This window comes from Streptococcus sp. E24BD, assembly GCF_041807825.1.
GTDB classification, from domain to species: Bacteria; Bacillota; Bacilli; order Lactobacillales; family Streptococcaceae; genus Streptococcus; species Streptococcus entericus.
The window spans coordinates 1-21,424 of the sequence record NZ_JBGTZB010000019.1; the positions used below are offsets into that span (position 1 = coordinate 1).

The 21,424-nt window shown below is 39.0% G+C and carries 19 protein-coding genes; all 19 read right to left on the reverse strand.

Annotated elements, in window-relative coordinates:
• Window positions 1-106: 106 nt before the first annotated feature.
• On the reverse strand, window positions 107-670 hold the full coding sequence (locus ACERC5_RS05955; protein ID WP_373660394.1) for a CHAP domain-containing protein: 564 nt from the start codon (window positions 668-670) through the stop codon (window positions 107-109).
• A 32-nt stretch (window positions 671-702) separates the two neighbouring features.
• On the reverse strand, window positions 703-1,164 hold the full coding sequence (locus ACERC5_RS05960; RefSeq protein WP_373660395.1) for a hypothetical protein: 462 nt from the start codon (window positions 1,162-1,164) through the stop codon (window positions 703-705).
• A gap of 269 nt (window positions 1,165-1,433) precedes the next feature.
• Window positions 1,434-2,963 (reverse strand): BCCT family transporter, encoded by a 1,530-nt coding sequence (locus ACERC5_RS05965; RefSeq protein ID WP_373660396.1) that lies wholly within the window; start codon window positions 2,961-2,963, stop codon window positions 1,434-1,436.
• Window positions 2,964-2,965: 2 nt separating this feature from the next.
• The gene (locus ACERC5_RS05970) at window positions 2,966-3,694 is read right to left on the reverse strand and encodes a sugar phosphate nucleotidyltransferase (RefSeq protein WP_373660397.1); all 729 of its coding nucleotides are present in this window, start codon (window positions 3,692-3,694) and stop codon (window positions 2,966-2,968) included.
• A gap of 17 nt (window positions 3,695-3,711) precedes the next feature.
• On the reverse strand, window positions 3,712-5,478 hold the full coding sequence (locus ACERC5_RS05975; protein WP_373660398.1) for an NTP transferase domain-containing protein: 1,767 nt from the start codon (window positions 5,476-5,478) through the stop codon (window positions 3,712-3,714).
• 60 nt (window positions 5,479-5,538) lie between these two features.
• A complete protein-coding gene (locus tag ACERC5_RS05980; protein WP_373660399.1) occupies window positions 5,539-6,552 on the reverse strand; it encodes a glycosyltransferase family 2 protein in 1,014 nt (337 codons plus the stop codon).
• 6 nt (window positions 6,553-6,558) lie between these two features.
• Window positions 6,559-7,644, reverse strand: coding sequence for a glycosyltransferase (locus ACERC5_RS05985; RefSeq protein ID WP_373660400.1), 1,086 nt, complete (start codon window positions 7,642-7,644; stop codon window positions 6,559-6,561).
• Between the two features lie 11 nt (window positions 7,645-7,655).
• On the reverse strand, window positions 7,656-8,708 hold the full coding sequence (locus tag ACERC5_RS05990; protein WP_373660401.1) for a hypothetical protein: 1,053 nt from the start codon (window positions 8,706-8,708) through the stop codon (window positions 7,656-7,658).
• A gap of 16 nt (window positions 8,709-8,724) precedes the next feature.
• Window positions 8,725-10,248: a lipopolysaccharide biosynthesis protein gene (locus tag ACERC5_RS05995; RefSeq protein ID WP_373660402.1), complete on the reverse strand. Its 1,524-nt coding sequence runs from the start codon at window positions 10,246-10,248 to the stop codon at window positions 8,725-8,727.
• Window positions 10,249-10,272: 24 nt separating this feature from the next.
• Window positions 10,273-11,685 (reverse strand): hypothetical protein, encoded by a 1,413-nt coding sequence (locus ACERC5_RS06000; RefSeq protein WP_373660403.1) that lies wholly within the window; start codon window positions 11,683-11,685, stop codon window positions 10,273-10,275.
• A gap of 64 nt (window positions 11,686-11,749) precedes the next feature.
• Complete coding sequence (locus tag ACERC5_RS06005) at window positions 11,750-12,874, reverse strand: glycosyltransferase family 4 protein (RefSeq protein WP_373660404.1); 1,125 nt, start codon at window positions 12,872-12,874, stop codon at window positions 11,750-11,752.
• A 1-nt stretch (window position 12,875) separates the two neighbouring features.
• Window positions 12,876-13,487 carry an acetyltransferase gene (locus ACERC5_RS06010; RefSeq protein ID WP_373660405.1) on the reverse strand — a complete coding sequence of 204 codons (612 nt, stop codon included), beginning with the start codon at window positions 13,485-13,487 and terminating at the stop codon, window positions 12,876-12,878.
• Window positions 13,480-14,118 carry a sugar transferase gene (locus ACERC5_RS06015; protein WP_373660406.1) on the reverse strand — a complete coding sequence of 213 codons (639 nt, stop codon included), beginning with the start codon at window positions 14,116-14,118 and terminating at the stop codon, window positions 13,480-13,482. Before ACERC5_RS06015 ends, ACERC5_RS06010 begins: the two co-directional genes overlap by 8 nt.
• A gap of 8 nt (window positions 14,119-14,126) precedes the next feature.
• Entirely contained in the window at window positions 14,127-15,353 is a 1,227-nt protein-coding gene (locus ACERC5_RS06020) for a DegT/DnrJ/EryC1/StrS family aminotransferase (protein WP_373660407.1), read from the reverse strand.
• A gap of 455 nt (window positions 15,354-15,808) precedes the next feature.
• Entirely contained in the window at window positions 15,809-17,602 is a 1,794-nt protein-coding gene (locus ACERC5_RS06025; protein ID WP_373660428.1) for a polysaccharide biosynthesis protein, read from the reverse strand.
• 113 nt (window positions 17,603-17,715) lie between these two features.
• Entirely contained in the window at window positions 17,716-18,432 is a 717-nt protein-coding gene (locus ACERC5_RS06030; protein WP_373660408.1) for a tyrosine-protein kinase, read from the reverse strand.
• Between the two features lie 11 nt (window positions 18,433-18,443).
• Window positions 18,444-19,139 (reverse strand): Wzz/FepE/Etk N-terminal domain-containing protein, encoded by a 696-nt coding sequence (locus ACERC5_RS06035; protein ID WP_373660409.1) that lies wholly within the window; start codon window positions 19,137-19,139, stop codon window positions 18,444-18,446.
• An 8-nt stretch (window positions 19,140-19,147) separates the two neighbouring features.
• On the reverse strand, window positions 19,148-19,879 hold the full coding sequence (cps4B, locus tag ACERC5_RS06040; RefSeq protein ID WP_373660410.1) for a capsular polysaccharide biosynthesis protein Cps4B: 732 nt from the start codon (window positions 19,877-19,879) through the stop codon (window positions 19,148-19,150).
• Complete coding sequence (locus tag ACERC5_RS06045; protein WP_373660411.1) at window positions 19,876-21,333, reverse strand: LCP family protein; 1,458 nt, start codon at window positions 21,331-21,333, stop codon at window positions 19,876-19,878. Before ACERC5_RS06045 ends, cps4B begins: the two co-directional genes overlap by 4 nt.
• Window positions 21,334-21,424 lie beyond the last annotated feature (91 nt).

A 21,424-nucleotide genomic window follows, 5' to 3' on the forward strand; every position in this document is an offset into this window, starting at 1 on the left:
CAACAATTTGTTGCTTAAAGTCATCACTAAATTGACGACGGATTTTTCTAGACATAGAGTTCTCCTGTTTTCTTTAGTGTAGAACACTTTATAAATTCTGTCTAGTTTAGTGTAACCGATTCAAATCTCCATCTGAGACTGTTTGACCATGTTGACTAGCTAGCTGATTAACATCATAGCGCTGAACTGGAGGGGCAGGTGAGATAGGTGGAATTGGCTTTTCACGGAGGTAAACATAACCTAAAAACTTACGTGCAATGCTCGTTCCATCCATCTGAGATTTATGAAAGGTTGCATGCTGTACTCCAACATGACCGCCCCATGTGTGGCGTGAAGAAGGCATCCCACCTTGAGATAAAACGATATTATCTCCCTGGACCTCTTCCACATAAGCAACATGCCTATACTTATATGTTCCGCCCACAGAGACTATTGTTTCTTCCCAGACAGCTAAAGAATTCTTCGCAGGTTCACCACCTCTCTGGTAGCCATGCCGTGGCAGAAGATCCCAGTAAGCAGATGCTCCTGCTAAGCCATACTTATTATATCCCGTATTTGGAAGTCCAATCCCCAATAACCCTCTTGCCCGATCTTTAACCCAACGGACACAGCCATCTCCGACATAATTTCCTCCTGCTCTCCGAAAACCAGATGTTCCTTGATTTTCCAAAGCAGAAATTGTCGCATCTGTGCTGTTATCCTCTAAAAAGGATTTAAAGGTCCTAAATCATTGACTGAGTCTGAAAGACTGACAGATAAATCAGTAGCACTTAATAATTCTTTATTAGAAATATTATCAGAATCATCTTTCTTCTCAGCTTCCGAGCGAGAAGTCAACGGATGTTCATCTTTTTTAACAATAACATCGGTTGCTTCTACCCTGTTTTCTTCAAACTGCAAAGAAGAGTTAGGCAAACTCTCCTTATCAGCCTCCTGATTTTCACCTAATAGTATTTCAACTGTTTCTGAAGCAAGCGCACTACCCACTAATAGTTCCCTCGATCCTTCTGTCACAAAAAATTTTTCTGAATAATTTGCCACAAGAAGATTTAACAGTTGTTCATCTTGACCTATCGTCTCCACCACTACCTGACGATTAGGTTCAGACAAAAGCGGTGTCGTAAGAGTGTCAGCCACATGTACTACAGAACTTCCCAAAAGCATCGTTCCAACAAGAACCGAACAAGCCCAACACTCAATTTACGAATAGCATCAGTGTTCAATTTGGAAAATAAACTTTTCATAAAAGAATCCCGCTTTCTTTTGTTTTGTTTTTTGTTTTTTACAAAAAATTTAGACTTTTAGGAATTTTTTTGTCAAATACTATCCATAACCATTTCAAAATTGTTCGCCAATCTCTAGTTTATATCTAATCAGCATGCGGGAAATAGATGTTATATTGTCATTAAATATTGATGTTTTTGACATCAATATCACTTTTTGGAAGAATCTTTTCCAAGTTTATTTAAGTAATTCTTCGCATCCTTGAAAAAGCTCAGAATGATAATTATAATAATTATCCCTAAAGGAAATGCAGCAATAATAGAGACCGACTGCAAACTAAACAGTGAACTCTCAGAGAAAATTAAGGCAATTGGAAACAAGATAAAAATCACTGACCAGAATAACTTAATGCCCTTAGATGGTTCTTGGTCAGGAAGCAAATTCTTATAGGAATAAGAAGACACCACCAAGGTCAGAGAGTCAAACGTCGTCGCATAAAAAGCCACCATGGTAATCACCAGCAAGCATAAACCTAGAGAACTCATTGGTAAGGTATCAACTACTTGAATAATAGCTTCCGCATAACTTCCGCCATTATTGAGGAAACCAAGGGTATCAACCCCATGTTTCAACTGTTGTGCTAATCCATAATTACCCAAGATGATGAATGAAGTAAAGGTGCCCGCTAACCCCCAAGAATAAGCTCCGAGAATCGTTTCTTTGATTGTTCGACCCTTACTAATCGTTCCGATAAAGAAAGGGGTTGCCACACACCAGACCATCCAATAGGCCCAATAATAAAATGTCCAGTTTTGAGGAAATGACGTTTGTCGTAAAGGATCCATCCAAGTTGCTAAGCCCACAAATTCTTGGGCAAGATTTCCTAATGCAGAAAAACCAGTTTCCAAAATATAGATTGTTTCTCCACCAAAGAAGAGCACATAAAACAAAATGGCCAAGAATAAATAGCTGCAATAAGAAGCCAAACGGGAAACAGCTTCCATCCCCATGGTTACCACAGCCGTATAAATCAAAGCGATGATGAGCAGAATGACAATATTTAAGACAGGGGTATTAGCCAATCTAAACAAGCGACTAATTGCTGATGATAATAAAGGTGTTGCTACCGAGAAGGTCGTCGCTGTTCCTGCAATCAAGGAAAATACACCAATCAAGTCAATGCCCCTACCGATAGCACCGTCAACCTTATCTCCCAAAAGTGGACGACAGGCCTCTGACAACCGTTGCTTACTACGTTGCTTAACATGCATCATAAAACCAAAAGCTACCGCTAAAATAATGTAGAAACTCCATGGAATCGGCCCCCAGTGAAAGAGCGGGAAAGTCGGCGCCCACTTTTGAAGATCTCCTAATTGCTTCACATGGTCTTCACCACCATATAAGGCCCATTCAATAAAAGAAAAGAAAAGAATATCTGCGGCCATGGTTGAAGTAAAAATCATGGCTCCCCACTGAAAAGAAGTATAGGCAGGTTTATCAAGCTTTCCTAATCTAATCTTGCCATAATCTGAAAAAGCAATATAAAGTGTTAAGCCAAAACTTCCAAGCCCCAAAACAGCATAATAGATGCCCCCTTTATCCCCCAATAAATACCGAATCCCTTGCAAGGTTTCAGTCGCTTGCGCTGGAAAAATAAAAAGTACAACACATAAGGCCAGCACACACAGAAAAGGAACAAGTGTCACAAACCAGTCAATCTGTCTATTATTAGGTGACATCATCAGCTCTCCTCCCTTTTGAGTAACGCAGCATAACTGACATCCATCATAACCAATTCCTCTAAGCTATCAATCTCGATCATATCTGAACGCTCAATCGGGTAAATTTGAAGCTGATAATCATCTGGGTAACAAAACAAAGCCACATCATCCCAATAAATATCATGGTGTCTCTTCGCTTCAAATTCAATCTCCAGATGCCGCATCAAACGCTCACCATCCTCAGCTGTCCATCGTGACACACTCAAGAGTTGCCAGCCCTGTTTGCCACCTGTCCGACTACAAGATTGAACAAGATTTTCCTCATTAACTGTCAATAGCCATTCCGCTGTCTCTTCCTCAGACCAGATAGCACAGTAACCTGAAGCTGAAAACTGAGGCGTCAAAATCACAGGATTGCTAATAACCTGATCGCCATCTAAAATTAGCACATCAGACAAGTATTCTCTAGCCACATAAAGTGAAGAAATGTTATTAGCAGTATCGTAATATGGATTATCAATCAACTGAACATTAGGGTATTGAACCACCAAATAATCATATTTCTCTTTCAGATAACCGACCACCACATAAATCTCATGGACGCCCTGAGTCATCAAGGCATTGATAATGGTTTCTATCATGGGACTACCATTGACGGGCACCAAGGGTTTAGGTACCGTTTTAGTCAAGGGCCAAAGGCGTGTGCCCTTGCCTGCTGCCATGATAATGGCACGCTTTATTGTATTCATTGCTGTTCTCCTTTATCTTATAAAGCTTCTGACACTAGTTTATAAAAATCCTTGGCATAGCTGTATTGCTTAAGGGAATAATCACCAAAATCTACTCCTAAACCATACTTGTACTCACACCAGTTACTCCACAACAAGCCACAAATTGCCACATAGGCATAAATTTTTAAGCGTGTTTGATTTGGACAGGCTTGTTCAAAATAGCAATCAATCAAGCGATCAATGCCCTCTTTATCATAAAAAGAATAAATAGCAAACATTGCAATATCAACATGTGGGTCTTGCATCCCCGCATATTCCCAATCAATTAAGTGTAGATTCTCAAGACCATCAGCATCTTTAACCATCAAAAAATTATCCGGAATAGCATCAATGTGACTTAGCACCTTGCGCTCAACATGAGCCTCAATAAAAGGTCTCAGAGACAAAATCTGCTCCTTCGTTTGGGCGTAGTCCTTATATAAAGAATGCCGTGACGACCAAAGGCTTTCATAAAATTCCAGTTGCTTGAAAAGATCAAACTCATGCCCAACTGTCAACTGCTGTTCATGAAATGTTCTTAAAAAACGTATACAGGATTCAACATCTTTCCAATCAGAAGCATCTGCTGTGCGGGAATCAGCGAAATACTCACTAATCTTATAACCCGTTAAAGGATCAATATAAAAGACTGGATCACAGATACCATAGCCATCCAAAGCCTGATAGACATCAGCCTCTTCTTGACGATTAATTAACTGATCGGTTCCTTCTCCTGGAATTCTCATGATATAATCATGCCCTCGGCAAGTAAAACGAAAAGACCGATTCGTCATGCCTTTTTTCAAAACTCTGATGTGTTCAATCTCGTCTAAACCAACACCCAAAGCCTCTGAGATGACCTCCATGCTAGCAATCTGAAGGTTTTTAGAAACATGATCAAGCTCCCGTAACTCTTCAAACGTATTGATTTCAATGACTTCTTTTGACTGGATAGACTTAGCATAGAGTGGTGTGTGTTTAGTAACGTCACACAAAAGCAAGTCCTCCCAAAATGACTGCTCGTAAGCTTCTTGATTGACACATTGGTCTAAGAGACCATTTAGACGTTCAGTATGAGAGCCTGTCAAGTAAGCAATGCCAACCATACGATGACCAGTTTTTTTACCAGAAATTATCGCCAATTGTTCTTGCTTGTTTACCACGACTGGGCTACCAGCTATTGGTACTTGACTCATCATGTACCAGGAATAGAGTTCTTGCCTCTGGAAAGGATTGGTCGCACACCAAATATCAGATGGAATAATGTAAACATTCTCCAAAGAATGACGTGCAAGGTACAAGGAGTAAAGATTGTTTTTATTGGCGTACTCACTGTTAACAACTAGTTTAACACCGTATTTTTCCAACAAATAATGAAATTTTTCTTTTTTGAATCCCACAACGATAGTAATGTCAGACACTCCAACCTGATGCAGTTGACAGATCAAGCGTTCAACAAGAGGCTCACCATTGACCTCCAATAACCCCTTGGGCGTCTCTAAATTGATTGGAACCATGCGCGTGCCGAAGCCAGCTGCCAGAATAATGCCTCTTTTAGGTGAACGTTCACGGATAAGTTCCTTAGCTGCTCTGGTCAACCGCATATTTGTTTCCAACAAACCTGCACCAATCAAGTCTTTCAAACAAGCATTAACTAGCCCCAAGGCATAACTCAAATCATCAGCTAGCTCTCTCTGGTTACGATAAGGAGCCACAGCCAATTTGAGCAGAATATCAAAATGTTTTTTGGTAAGGTTGTTCATTTTTTTACCTCGTTTGTTTTTTTTGAACATCGGTGTAAAAAGATAATCCAGCTAACTGGATTATTTTCTTTTTCTCAGTATAGCAGATAAGCGTTTTAATTGCAAGAGGCAATGATAAAAACTGCTATAAAGTAGGATAAATGGCAAACGGTAAAGAAAAGATAAGTTGGCTTTTTGCTCATCATAGAGCTCTTTAATCACTTTATTCGAACCTATTTTTCGTAACATGTCCAAATAAGCCCCCTTATCCTTAACACGACCAGGAATATAGACCAGTGCCTTGGATAGATCGACCAGATACTTAACATCAAGTACCTGACCTGTCAACTGGCTTTCTGGCACCGTCGCCAACCACTGCTGCCCGAGATCATGCATCAGACTGAGAGTCTCATGCCAACCAGTATCATATTGACTGGTCAAGCTTGTTGGTAAAATACGGTAATTAATAAGAGGCTCAGTTGTATAAACAATTCGATCAGCTACCAGCATAGGATAGTAAGACCAAATCCAGTCTTCTCCCATGGTGATTCTAGGCAAATGTCTAACTTTATCTAATTCAAATAAATGACGCTTAATAGCTTTGCGCCAAATAGAAGTAAGTTGCGAGCTCAGAATAAACTGCTCAAAAAGTTCCTTTTTCTGCCCTTCAAATACATGACCATCATCAAAAATCGCTTGACCACACCGCCGACTACCATTTGTAAACTCATCAAAATGATTATATATAACCATATCAGCATCTGATTGTTGAATAAGGTTCCGTAAGTATGACAATGCATGAGTTTCTAAATAATCATCAGCATCTAGCCAAACAATATAGGTGCCTTGGGAATGCTCCAAAGCTGTCAGACGTGTATGAAACAACCCCTTATTGTCTTGGGTCACTAATTTGAACCGACTATCTTTCTCTGAGAATTGCTCAATCAACCGCTGGCTATTATCAAGCGATCCATCATTAACAGCAATAACTTCAAAATCAACTTCTGTCTGGTTCATAATAGACTGCAAACAAGCATCTAAGTAAACCTCTGCATTATAAACAGGTACACAAACACTAAAGAAAGGATGTGACATCACTAACTAGTCCTCCAATTCTAGTACACGATAGAGTTGAGCAACCCGCGTCTCGTAATAAAAATTTTTCCGAGTGCTTTCCAACGTTTTTTTCCATTGAACAACTAGTTCAGGTCTACTTAACAGCTGTTTCAATCCTTGATAGAGACCAACCTCATCGTTTGGCACAACTAGACCAGCTTGAGCATCTTGAACTATTTCATGAGCACCACTAACATCAGTTGAAACAAGGGGTATACCAAGAATGGACGCCTCATAACAAGCTGTATTATAGCCTTCTGCAAAGGAAGAGCAAACAAATACGTCCGCCCGACTAGTAAATTGGTGAGGATTTGATTGTTCGCCCAATAAGGTTACTTGCTCTGATAAGCTCAAACGATTAATTAGCGCCTCTAGTTTTTCCCTCTCTGGACCATCTCCAATCAACCAAAAGTGAAAGGCATGCCCCTCATCACGCAGACGACCAAAGACTTGAATTAAGCGATCAAAGCCTTTTTCTAGGCTCAAACGCCCAACTGTGACAAACAAGGAAGTATTCGGACGCATTAAATCATTTGGTTGCTCTGCTTGTTGGTAGATCTCCTTATCATCAACAAGATTATAACAGGGATAAACAGGAACCTTACCTTTTAATTCAGCAAACAAACGTTCAGCATTATGGCGAGAGACGCACATAACCTTATCTGCCATAAGATAGTCAGCTTTCATGTGCAAACCTTCATCGTAACCATGCATCCAAACATAGCGTTTGGTTCCTGGCAAACGCCTCCCCCCAACAACAGCGCGAGTGGCAATACCATATTGAAAACCGATAGCTACATCAGCCTGTCTACCAAAAATCAACTGATAAAGTACTGTTCTGGGTAGAAAATGCAACAATTTGCTCAGGCCGCTCACATAAAAACCCAATAATGGTTTAACCGTTACTCTAGGGTGTAGCAAGTCACTAACTGTTTTATTAACTTTAAACAATGGCCGCAAAATCACTTTAACATCTTGACGTGCAGCCAAAGCATTAGCCATGCCAATCGCAGAACGAGCAACACCATCAGCATACTGGAGATGGTTAAAAGCAAAAATAATTTGTTTCATAAACTGGTCTCCTAAAAGACTGCTGTCACCTCAGGCGACACACCTGGTAGCTGATTTGTTGATACTTGCTCAAAAGGGTACAAATAAGCTGCTAATCGCTGCTCAATAATTTTCATATCTGCCATAAGTTCTGGATGTTTTTTCCAAAGTTGCGTGTTATTGACAGAACGTTTGGGGTTAAACTTACTAAAAGCCTTCGTGTGTTGTGACGGCAACAAGCCTGTCTGGTCTTCAATACGAGCAACCATATCTTCATAGTGAAAAATCAAATCTTCAAACTTCAGATAGGTCACTTGTTCATGCGAAAGCTGTTGACCTGCTCCGCTATTTCGCGTATACAAAAACCAGTCACAGAATGTTTCCGCATCATCAGTTGGACAAATCGCTCCTTGCCAATAACATTTTTCCAAAATGTAAATATCTCTAGGGTCACGGTCAACCACAAAAACATGAATCGGTTCTTTAATATAACGCAGGGCACGCTCAATATGCTGAGAAGGCAAGAGTTGATCAATTTCTATATAAGGAAGACCGTCTGGATTGGCAGCACTAAGTAAAGCAGATACATAGCTTTGGGTCTTAACCAAAAAGTCTTCTGTTGTCGGGTGAGCGCAATAGGTGATTTCATTCCTAAACAGCTTGATTTTTCCAAAACTTAATTTGGTAACAAGTTTATTAAGGGCCTGCATCACATAATAGTAATTTTCCCCTTTATCATACGGGTCATAAAACCACCACCCCTTATAGCTAAAATCTGTTAAGTCAGCGATATAACGTTCAAAAAGCCGACGAAATTGCCCATTAAAATACGGTTCATATCGTGTGACTAAGCGATTACCAGAATGGTAATCAACTAAACGTTTAAAGCGTTTTAGCGCATGGCCCGAATTATGACGATTATGACACTCACATAGATGAAACTCCAAATCTGAAACCCCATCCATGTCATGTAAAAAACGAAATTCATAGTCTGTTAAGTCTTTGACCACATCATATTCTGCAATGAGATCTGTTAGGGCACTTGACCCACTCCCATAAAAACTCGCACAGGTGATGACTTTCATCAGATTCCTCTATTTTCTATTTTTTCTGTAAACGATGTTGGAGCAATTTCCATACATAAGCTAGCTCAGTCTGTCTGCTAGATAAGAACGCTGGCAAGGTTAATCCAACAATCAGAACCAAAAAGGCCTTTATAATTAAGGTCATAAATGATAAGTTTAGTCCCAAACAACTAACCATAAAGTAAGCAACAAGACTAACTAGAAGGATTTTCAAACTTTCATAGCTCAAAAAACTGAGGTAGGACCGATGAGACATACCTAGAGCATAAGCTGAAACAACCATTCCTTTTCGAATAACTGTTAGCCATAACAGTGGCAAAATCATGCCTGCAAAAATTCCTGCCATCCCAAAAACAAGACCGCCAACATAGCCAAAAGCAACTGCTAATCCTGCCTGTAACAGCATGTAGTAAGCATCTAAATGGTGTAAACCTAAAGCATTTTGAAGGGAAATAATTGGAATATTTAGCAAATAAAGCATGAGCCCAAAAGTCAAAAGTAAAACGCTACTAAATTCTAATAAGGACCCCTCACCAAACAAAAGTTGGATAAAGTCCTGCACACAAATTAAGAAACCAGCACAACAAATGGCAGCCAGCCAGTTCAGGACAAAAGCAGCCTTTTTATAAGCAGCTTGAAGACGTTGTTGGTCTTTTTCAATTGCCAGGCTACCAAAACTAGACGTCAAAGCGCCTCCAATCTGGCTGTAAATCAACTCCACCACGCTGATAATCAACTGGTAGTTACCATAGTAACCTACAATACTAATATTACCCAATAGCATACTAATTAATAGGCTTCTTGATGATTGTTGAACAGTTCCTGCGACATTATTCAACATTAAAGATTTGACCGTCGTCATAATAGCCTGCCGCTTAGAAGAAGCTAATTCTTGACCTGTCTGACGTAAAAAAGGATAATGACGATCAATGTAACGATTACATAGGAGGTTGCTCATCAGCTTTTCAACGATGGTCAAGATCAAGAAGAATAGGTAGGCCTTAAACATCAGAAGGCTTAAGATTTGTACTATCCGAAAAGTAAGTTCTGCCACAGAATTGAAGAAAACACTCACCCTATTTTTTTGGGCAGCGAACAACAAACTCCGTTTATAGTTGGTTAAATAGTTCAACACAAAGGTCAAATTAAACAACTGAAAATACAGTTGCACCTGATGAAACGGCAAAGTGGTGTGAACCAAATGTTTTAAGAAAAAGAGAGACACCACAATCGATGTTAGGAAAAAAGCCAAAGCAATGTAGCGATAAACTGTTCGATAAAACGACAAAATACCAGCCATCTGCTCTTCATCTCCAGTCGTCACCGGTTCATAGAGGTGAATGATCATGGCAGAGCTAATACCCAGCTCCATCAACAACAACACATTGGTAATGTTCTGAAAGAGATTGTGTAGACCATTGATTTCTTCGCCTAGAGTTTTGATGAGGATGAAACGTACTACAAAACTAATGACAACTGAAAGTAGGGATCCAGCTATGCCAAACAAACTATTGGCAATGGAATTCTTTGTTCTTGACATGTGACATGTCCTTTCTATATCAGCTTAGTCAAATCTTCTACGTATCACTAGTTTCCCTGTTGTTAAAATGTTTGTAAATGTAATCAGCAATAAGAGTGGAAAAATTCTCAGATATACCCAGCTTAAAAAGATTGTCAAATTTAAAATTGGCATGACAGCAATCCACACCGAGGCAAATGAGTACAGATATACATCAAGAGAGCTGGAAGTAAAATATTTTCTATCATATTTCCTCATAAGAAAAATACTTAAACACGATAAAAGAGGTGAAAAGACCGCGGAAAAATAAATCATTGATTGTCCAAGCAAAGGTATAATTTGATCACCACTACCATTCCAAAAACGCCCAATGTAGTAATTGTATTGATTTACAGTATTTTTTGAAGTATCAAATAAATGATTAATAATCGGAAAATTATTAATAACGTCCAAAGGTAGAGTTGAAATATTTAACTTTAAGTCATTTTTCAATCCCAAAGCATTATTGACGCCCACAGGTCCAGAAAAATAAGGATCCAGTTTTTTAGAATCAAACAAATTAATAAAATTATTAATAAAATGTTCTCTATCCGTCAGATAATCTGTGTTTTTATAAATACTGGCAAGAACAAGCAAGATTAAGACTGGCGGAATAACAGTCATCATAATTGTCTTTACTTTATTTGGGTAAAGTTTTTTTAAGATAAAGTAGACCGAAACAACTGAGATAATTGTATACCATCTTGAAATACTTTGCTGACCAATGAAGGTCAATAAAATGTAAATAACCGAAAATAGTATACAAAAATAAAGAGACCCCGATTTATACTTATTTCTGACATAAGTACAAAAGAATATATAAAGCCAAGATAAGCATGCCTGCCATAAAATAATAATCATTCCTGAATTATTCTCAACAAGATTTTCATTAGCGATCATACCTTCAGTAATTAATGAAAAACCGCTTATTAAGTAAGGATTTATAACCAAAACTCCTACTACTATAAATAAAATAAAAACACTTACTAATAACATATTGTTAAGCTTAAAAGGCAACTCTGAACCGATTATATTCAAACTAGAAAACTGTTTTTTTTCAAATTTGGCAGTAACATACAACATAATAAATATAGCTACCTGCTCATAAATCATCAAAAATGTTGCTTGTGTCAAATAATTGTAATTGTTCGCATAAATAGAAAGCTCGCCAAATAAATAAGTTGATAAAATCAAAACACAATAACGCATAAACATTGTAATGTTTAACATAAAAATACCAGGTGCAAAATAAATTTGATTATACCTTGATATTACGAACAACAATGCGGAATAGCTACAAGTTATTAACCAAAACGGAGCTTTAAAGTCAGTACTGAATGAAGCTAATGTAATAGTTAGTATAGCCGAAATGACGCTCAAAACTTTCAAAATAGATAAATATTTTGGATTATTTTCCACAAAGACTCCTTTAAGATATCGCCAAAATTACTTTATTTTTAATCAATAAAACAAACCTTATATACTAGTTCTTTAGTAGATAAATTATAGCCATCTGGTGAGTAACAACCTCTGAACTATAAGACTGGATTTTTTGCCTGTTATACTGCCCCAAAACAGCTAACTTATCCGAAGCTACTATGCACTTATCTAAATAGCTTCGAAGTTCGTCAATGTCATTACTAGTAAATATAAATCCACCTTTATCATGATCAATCAGCTCGTTATTACCTCTGATATTTGATACAATGGCTGGTAATCCAACTGCCATTGCTTCCATAACAGATACTGGTAAGCCTTCACGTTTTGATGGAAAAACAAAGACGTCACTTTGTTGTAGTAAGTCTGGAATATCTGTTCTATAACCCAAAAAATGCACTTGCTTTTCCAAACCATAGGTTCTCGCTAAATCACTAAGAGATGACAACAATGGCCCTCCACCGCAAATTATATAACGAAACTGATCTTTGTAAACTGAACGGTGAATGGCTTCAATAACTAGACGATGATTCTTATTCTCATTTAATTCACCTACAGAAAATAGTTGAAGCTCCTCTGACACTTCTTTTGTCATAGTTTGCTTTGGTAAAAATCGATCTAAATCAACTCCAACACCATAGATACGATGTACCTGCTTAGCATATAGGTAATCTTTAGCAAGCAAATAATCTTCTTCATTAATAGTGATTAAGTCTGTTGTTAAAAAAGAAAGTAGAAGCTCAATTGGGTAGTAGAGTAACCAATTTTTCAATGGAGCTCCCTTAAAAAAATGAAAGCCATGTGCAGTATAAATTGTTTTAATACCCTTGTTAATTGCAGCAAGTCTTGAAATTATTCCTGCAACTGGAGTGTGGCAATGAAGGACCGCATATTTTTCTCTTACTAGTAACTTTCTTACTGACCAATAACTTTTTATAAGCTTTACTAAATGAAAAGGTGTTCTAGCAAAATCTACTTGAATAGGTTTAACTCCCAAAGCTTCTAAGTCAGCTTTAAATCGTGTAATTCTTTCGTTATCCCAAACACTTTTATCATTAAAATTGCAAGCAACATGTACCTCATAATTCATATTTAACAGGAGTCGTATGTTATCCATATTAAATTGACCTATCATTGAGGGAACGGTCGCAATCATCAAGAATTTTTTCATACTATCCTTTCAAATTTTTAGCTGGTACCCCTACGTATACCCCTTTGCAGAAAATATCACTAATAACGATAGCCCCAGCGCCTACTAAAACATCGTTACAAATTGAAACATTATTTATAATGGAAGCACCGATAGATATCCAGCTTCTTTCGCCAATACTTACATTCCCAGCTAGATGAGCACCAACAGAAATATGGCAATAATCACTAATTGTACAATCATGATCTATAGAAGATGAGGTATTAACTATACACCCTCCTCCTATTTTAACATCAGAATTTATAACTGTATTAGCCATTACAACAGTCCCAGAACCAATTGTTACTCGTCTACTGATAACGGCCGTTGGATGTATAAGAGTTGTTACCCGAAGATTTTTTAATCCTTTTTGTATTTTTCTACGTATACTATTGTTACCAATAGCAACTATAAAATCACGATTAGAATAGTTCGCAGCATTTTCTATTTTATCAACAACAGGAAAACCTGCACACTCTTTGATGCTAGTATTATCATCCAAGAAAATAATATCGAGATAACCATTTAATAAGGCTATATCTGCTATAACTTTACCGTGTCCAGAAGCTCCAATAATAGTAAGTTTTTTAGACATTTTGGTTTCCTTTAAATTCTTCAATAGTAGCCGAATTATTAGAACTTATTCCGTCTCTTTTTATAACTGATTTAATAGTTTTTAAAAAAATTTCGACATCCTTTAGAAAATATATGTTATTTATATATCTAATATCTAGTGCAAACTTTTCTTCCCACGACAGTGAGTTACGCCCATTAACTTGAGCTAAGCCAGTAAGTCCCGGACGAACAGCGTGTCTCTTTCTTTGTTCGTTATTATATAGCCTTAAATATGAGGTCAACAGTGGTCTAGGACCGATAATACTCATGTCTCCTTTTAAAATATTCCATAATTCTGGAAGTTCATCCAGACTGGTTGAGCGTAGAAGTTTCCCAAATGGCGTTAGCCGTATCCCATCAGGAAGTAAATTGCCTTCACTATCCTTTTCATCTGTCATCGTTCGAAATTTATACATGGAAAAGATTTTTTCGTCCTTCCCTGGTCTTTGTTGTTTAAAAATAACAGGACTTCCCAGTTTCACACGGACCAGAATGACTACTAAAAGCATGACAGGTGATAGTATGATTAAGGCACTAGCAGAGAGTAGTATATCTAGCAGACGTTTAAAATACTTTTCATATAAACCTATGGTTCGGTTGTCAATTTTCATTTTTTTCCTTACTTAAAACAAGCTTTAATTGCTTCGATTACAATGTCTTGCTCTTCAGCTGTCATTTTATTATCAGATGGCAAACAAAGTCCTCGTTCAAAAATATCTTCTGAAGCATTAGTGAAATCACTAGCAATATAAGCATTGCTATTTGCTCGACCACTCCCCTTAGCTGTAACAAATTCATGATTACGGAAAATAGGTTGCATATGCATTGGCTTCCAAATCGGACGCCCCTCTGCATTCAGCTTATCAAGAGCCTCCAAAATTTCAGTCGGTGTCGTTTTGCCCTCTTCCTGAATATAAAGGGCTTCTTGATCAGAACGTACTTGCTTAGCCATAGCCTCTTGATCAATTATCAGACAGCTAAGCCAATAGTTTGGAACACTATTCTCCACATCAAAAGGATTCATCCTGATTGGCAAACCTTTCAATCCTTCTCTGTAACGTTCATAAATCGCTTTTTTCTGCGCAATATGTTCTTCCAAATAAGGCAACTGCCCGCGTACAACGCCAGCAATGACATTACTCATACGATAGTTATAACCAATTTCTTCATGTTGGTACCAGCTAGCTGCTTCTCTTGCTTGAGTAGACCACTTCCGAACTTTGTCTGCTTCTTGCTTCGTCCCAGTAATTAAAGCACCTCCGCTTGAGCCAGTGATAATCTTATTGCCATTAAAGGAAATAATCGCATACTGCCCAAAGGAACCCGTCTGCTGTCCCTTATAAGTCGCACCAAGAGATTCAGCAGCATCCTCCACTAAGATAGCTCCATGCTTGTCACAAATCGCCTTGATTTCATCAAGCTTAGAAGGTACCCCATAGAGATGAACCAAAACGACTATTTTAACATGAGGATAAATTTCAAAAGCCTTTTCAAGTGCTGCTGGATCCATATTCCAAGTATCATATTCGGAATCAATAAAAACAGGCTCCGCCCCCTCATAAACTACAGGATTCACTGTTGCTGAGAAGGTCAAATCAGAACAAAAAACTTTGTCTCCCCTTTTCACACCGGCTAATTTCATGGCTAGATGAAGAGCGGAGGTGCCAGAAGAGAGAGCAACCACTTCTTTCCCCTCTAGGTAGCCTGACAATTGCTTTTCAATCTCAGTGATATTGCTACCTGCAGTTGTCATCCAGTTTGTATCATAAGCTTCTTGCATAAACTTCAACTCATCCCCATGCATCGTTGGAGATGACAACCACACTTTACATTCAAATGATTCCATTAAATTGTTATCCTTACCTTATTGCTATTCAATCCTAAAATACTCTAAATATGCCTCAAACCTGTCCTGAGCAGTGAGGCAGATGTCGATAAGATAGCCGTTGACTTCACCATATTCGTTTAAGACATGGTAATAGAAATATTTCAAAGCATCTATAATAATAAATGGGGTAACCCCTTACTTCAAGCATTCCTTTAACATGATAAGACGCCCGATATATCCCTTTCTATTTTGAAGGGAGTGGATACGCTCAAATCATAAAAACTCCCGATCCAATATTATACCCCTTGATGGCTCTGCTATGAAGGTGCCTAACCTTAAGGTATCTCTGTACTTCCGTCAAACGACACCTTCAGTAAGATTCGAGCTGTCAATAATCTTCATTTATAATTTTTGGTAGAGCCTCCCTTTGAGGTTAACGTTTCTTTCTTTTCTGAATCGTTCAAATATCATGTTTATTCCTGCCTTGCAAAATCAACGAGTTGTCTTTTCAATTCATCTTCAGGTAACGTCAGTAAACTATCCACAAATGTTTGAACAATTGCTGGCGATTGGTTTTGAACACGACCCACAAATATCTTATCATATACTTGCTGACTGATCCGTTCTTCGCTGGAAAGAAGTTCTTCATAAAGCTTTTCCCCTGGTCTAATCCCTGTCTCAACAATACCAATCTCTTCTACAGTATGACCACTGAGTTTTATGACCTTGGTAGCTAAGTCTTTAATCAAGACGGGGTCTCCCATGTCAAGTACAAAAATCTCTCCTCCCTTGGCCAAATGGCCAGCCTGTATCACCAGACGACTCGCTTCTGGAATTGTCATAAAATACCGTGTCATCCGAAAATCTGTTACAGTTACTGGTCCACCACTGGCAATCTGACGTTTAAAGAGAGGAACAACACTGCCTCTGCTTCCCAAAACATTACCAAACCTTACAGCAGAGAACTGTGTCTGACCAGCTTCGTTCAGATTGGTTACGATCATCTCTGCCACACGTTTAGTTGCACCCATCACATTCGGAGGATTAACCGCCTTATCTGTCGAGACCATGACAAACTTTTCAACTCGGGCTGCTTTGGCTGCTTCAGCAACATTTTTTGTCCCAAAGATGTTATTTTTAACGGCTTCTTTAGGATTGTATTCCATTAGAGGGACATGCTTATGTGCTGCAGCATGGTAAACCACCTGCGGACGATAGGCTGCTAACAACTCAGCGATCAGCTCCCGGTCCTGTATATCAGCAATTAAAGGCACAATATCAATCACCTGACCATACTTATTAACTAGTTCTTGATGAATTAGATAAATAGAATTTTCCCCATGTCCCAACAATAGGAGCTGTTTGGGTGAAAACTTGGCTATTTGATGACAAATTTCTGAACCAATGGAGCCACCCGCCCCTGTGACCAAAATTGTCTTGCCAGAGAAGTAAGCATTGAGGGATTCCTGTTCCAGCACCACTTCATCTCGCCCCAGTAAATCAGCAATATCTATCTCACGCAAGGATGAAGTAGAGACTTTTCCCAAAATAATATCTTCAACATTTGGCATGCTATTAACCGTTACTCCAGCCAAATGACAAATATCAACTAACTTCTGCCTTGCTTCTTTTGTTAAAGATGGAATTGCAATGGTAACCTGTTCTATGCTGTATTCTTGCACTAAATGCGGAATATCTTCCACATCTCCCAACACTTTCTTCCCTTGTATGTAGGTCCCTTTTTTATTTCGATCTTGATCAATAATGCCAATTATCTCAATGTCGCTATGGTTACCAGATAAGGTTGATAAGAATAAATGACCTCCAGCGCCTGCTCCTACAAGCAAGGTTCGCACTGTTCTTTGACTGGATTTCCCGTAGCGTTCACGTTCACTTAATGTTCGCCATAACATCCTGGGTGTTATGATATAAAGAAACGAGAATAAGAGAGATAATAGAATAAAACGGTAACTCAGTTGCCCTAATATAGAAAGCGAGTAGGCAACCAAAGCCAAATGAGCACCAGCAAGCGATAAACCAATCGTCAGCAAAGTACTGGAACTTGTGTAACGTGTTAGTACAGAAAACACATGGAGATAACGAGCAAGTATTAAGTAAACCAAGCTAATGATTAACCAAGAAACCACAAAAAATCGACTTGTTATCACTGTAAATGCCTCAGAAAACATGCTACTAGTCAGTAAGGCTAAAAAAATCATCAGAAGATCAACGATTATCAATACCATTCGTTTTGTCGAACGTGACAAAGCCTCGCTATAGGTAATCAATCTCATTATTATCTCCTTTCAAACAAGTGCATTCAATTTAGAACAACCTCTTCTCTCAGTCTTTTATCTAGCGTTTTTTATAAAAATAACATTTATTTTCTGGCACGCTTTGTTATTTTGTTTTCCTGCTGTTTCCCATAGTCACCATAATGCCCATAAGAGCCGTAATTATCAACGGTCTGCTTGACCTTATTCAGAATAATACCTAGAAACTGAGCGCCACTCTGCTTCATTTGGTCAACAGCTTTGGTGATAAATTTCCGTTTGATTTCGCCTGCTTCCGTAACAACAATACTGGCATCACATTGCTGTGCAATAATAGCAGCATCAATCACCATACCAATTGGTGGTGAGTCAATAATAACATAGTCGTACCAACTTCTAGCATTGGTCAATAGCTCCTTGAAATTGTTGTTTTGCAACAACGCTGTTGGATTAGGTGGAAAAGGTCCTGTTGGAATGACAGATAGATTTTCCACATTAGTATCACAGATGACTTCCAGCAGTTCGCTATTGCCCGATAAATAGGAAGTTAGCCCTGCAATTTTACCATTAGCCCTAAACGTCCCTGACATGGTAGAGTTACGTGTGTCCGCATCAATCAGGAGCGTTTTGAAGCCAGAACGCGCAAAAGACACTGCTAAACTCGTCGCTGTAGTACTCTTGCCTTCGTTCGGTTGCACTGAAGTCAGCACAATGGTCTTAAAATGAGCACCACTAAAGCGAATGTTGGTGCAAATAGCATTGTAATATTCTTCTGTTTTTTTGATGTCTAAAGCCTTGTTTCTAGTCAGGTCTAATTGTGGCATGTTATAATCTCCTATTTGATTTGAGCGGTATCAGGAACCAAGCCTAGAAGGGTTAATCCCAGCACTTCTTCCACATCTTCAGGACGGCGGACGCGATTGTTCAAAATCTCAGTCAACATCACGATGACAACAACTAAAAAACCACCTGTCAAGGCACCCAGAAGGGCATTTCTCTTGAGATTTGGAGACGATGGAGCAGAGGCATCCTCTGCTTCTTCCATTGTCTTGACTGTTTCAACCTGCGTGATGTCCATAATTTTCTCAGATGCGACCTCGCGCACAGCATTGGCTAGACGAGTCGCTTCGCTTGGGTTCTCATCCTCAATTGAGATTGAGATAATCCGCGTGTTGGTTGGGATAGAAACTGAAAGTTTGCCCAGTAGAGCTTCTTTGCTGAGGTTCAACCCTTCCTTTTCAATGACAGTCAACAGGACATCTTTAGAGGTGATAATCTCCTTGTAGTCCTTGACTAGATAGTCGCCGACCTGAAGGTCCTGTGTCGTGATTTTTCCTTCAGCTTGACCTCGCTGATTACCAACATAGATACGAGTAGTCGACGTATACTTTGGCGTTAGCACAAAACTACTAACCGCTAGAGCCGCCGTGGCAAATAGCAAGGACGTGAACAAAATCATAAATTTTTTCGCCCAAAGTTTTTTCAACAAGAATAGCACATCAATTTCAATGGTTGAGTAATTATTTTCCATGGTATCTCCTAAATGTATTGATTATCTAATAACGATTGCGGGTTAGTCATAAATAAATGTTCTGCCCGCTCAGCTCCGTAGGCTTGAGCAACGATGTCATAAGCCTCTTTCATAAACGGTTTACGGCTGTCTAGATTGTGCATATCACTAGCCACGCAGTGAACCAGATTTTTATCCAGAAAGAAACGTGCACGTTTCTTGTACTCTTTCAGACCATCTCCAAATAATTTTGGTTTAGTGACATGTACACTGTTGATTTGCGTATAAGCTCCCATTTGAATCAGGTCTTTTACTTTTTTGTCATCAAAAGCTAGCGCATGATAGCGTTCGATATGGGCTAAAACTGGTGTGATGCCAAGCAAAGAAACCTTGCTTACCGCTTGGTGGATATCCTTGTAGGGTGTATTAGAGCTAAACTCAACAAGAGCAAATCGTGTCCCGTTCAAGGTCGGAAAATAGCCTTTTTCTAATTGCTCCATCATCGGGGAACTATAATAAAGTTCCCCACCGTAAAACAGCTGCAAATCAGGTAACTGCTCTTTGACCTGAGCTTTAACCACTAAAAAATGACTCAATATGGTTTCTTCAGGTGTTTCAAACATGCCTTTTCGCCTGTGAGAGGTTGCAACAACTTGACGAACCCCTTGACGATAGGCTTCTTTTAAAAGGTTTAATGACTCATCAAGGGTTTTAGGACCATCATCAACGCCATAGATAATATGCGAATGAATGTCAATCATCCACGACCCTCCAACACATCCAGCATTGCTTGTTTAGTTTGAGCAACACTGGCTTCATCTAGACTCACCATATAAAGTGCAGCATTTGGCATGGCATAAGATGGCAACTGCCCCGTCGAGCCATAACCTGTCACTGCCTGAGAAGTCACCTGATATTGACCACCGCTATCTAGCTGACCATTTGCCAAATCCATCATGGTTGACAGCGGCATATCTGTCTGAACAGAGCCGCTCAAGCCGTCAATCAAACTCTGATATTTTCCGATAGATTCCAGCGAAGCCAACTTGTTGATCAAGGCTGAAATAACCTTCATTTGATTTTTCCCACGGTCGTTGTCGCCACCTTGTAAACTATAACGCTCACGAACAAAGGTTAAAGCTTGTTCTGCATTTAGCTGAATGCTGCCGACTGGAAAATGAGACCCTCCTGCCGTAAAAGCTTGATCATTGTCGACTTCAATCCCTCCGACTAAGTCAATCAGCTCAACAAAGGAGGTAAAATTAAGACGAACATAGTAATCAATCGGCAGACCATAGAGATTCTCAAGTGTTTGAACAGAGGAGCCAACACCATAGATACCTGCGTGTGTCAGTTTATCAGACTGACCGTTTCCACCACCTGCGATTGGCACATAGGCATCGCGCGGCGTTGTTGTCAGAAGCACTTTTTTGGTTTGACGATTGACAGTCATAATGATGTTAACATCTGAACGTGAAACACCTGAAATAGGTCCATAAGAGTCGATGCCGCTGATATAGATGTTGAAGGCATCGCCATTTGTTACTGTTTGTTTAGGTGGTGTGGGAGTTTCAATTTTTGTGCCGTAAAGGGTTCTAATCTTGCTTGTAAACTCGGAATCAACTGCCTCCAAAAGCGGGATGTAGGCTTGATTGAGTGCCATCGCTTTTGAGTGGTCTGACATAATCTGGTTGTAAGCCGTTTGATAAGCATCAACCGTGTCAACGTTTGGTGTCAGTGACTTCTCAGCTTTGAGATTGGCTAACAATTTATCAAGATTTGCCGCGTCATTAGCAGGTGCAAGAAGGCTTGTGACTTGGCTGATGTCCGTCAGCGGGCTATCGTTTGCTACGATAACGGTCATCTCAACCTGTGAGAAGCTCGCGGTTTGATTTAATTGTTTTGATAAGTCAATAGCTGAATGGGCAAAGAAAATCCCTGCACCAACTAGTAAGCTAGACAAAAGCAAGAGAACACTATTAAATAGTTTGGCTCTTTTCGTTACGATAAGCAACAAGCCTAGGCAAAAAACAAGAAAGAGAAGACCTATGACTATCCAGTTAACCGAACGGAAGTCCAGAAAATTATAGGTTACTATTAAAAAAGCAAGATAAGCGCTCGCCAAAGTGTATAAAGCTAGTAAAAACAAATTAAACAGATTGGTTAATCCATTTGCAGACTTTGCTTGGCGATGCCGTTGTGAACGCTTATTCATCAATTCTCCTATTCATTATTTTATACTCATTTGAATTATAGCACCTTGTAACATTTTTTACAAGTCATTTATCGTCTAAAGCACTATGTCT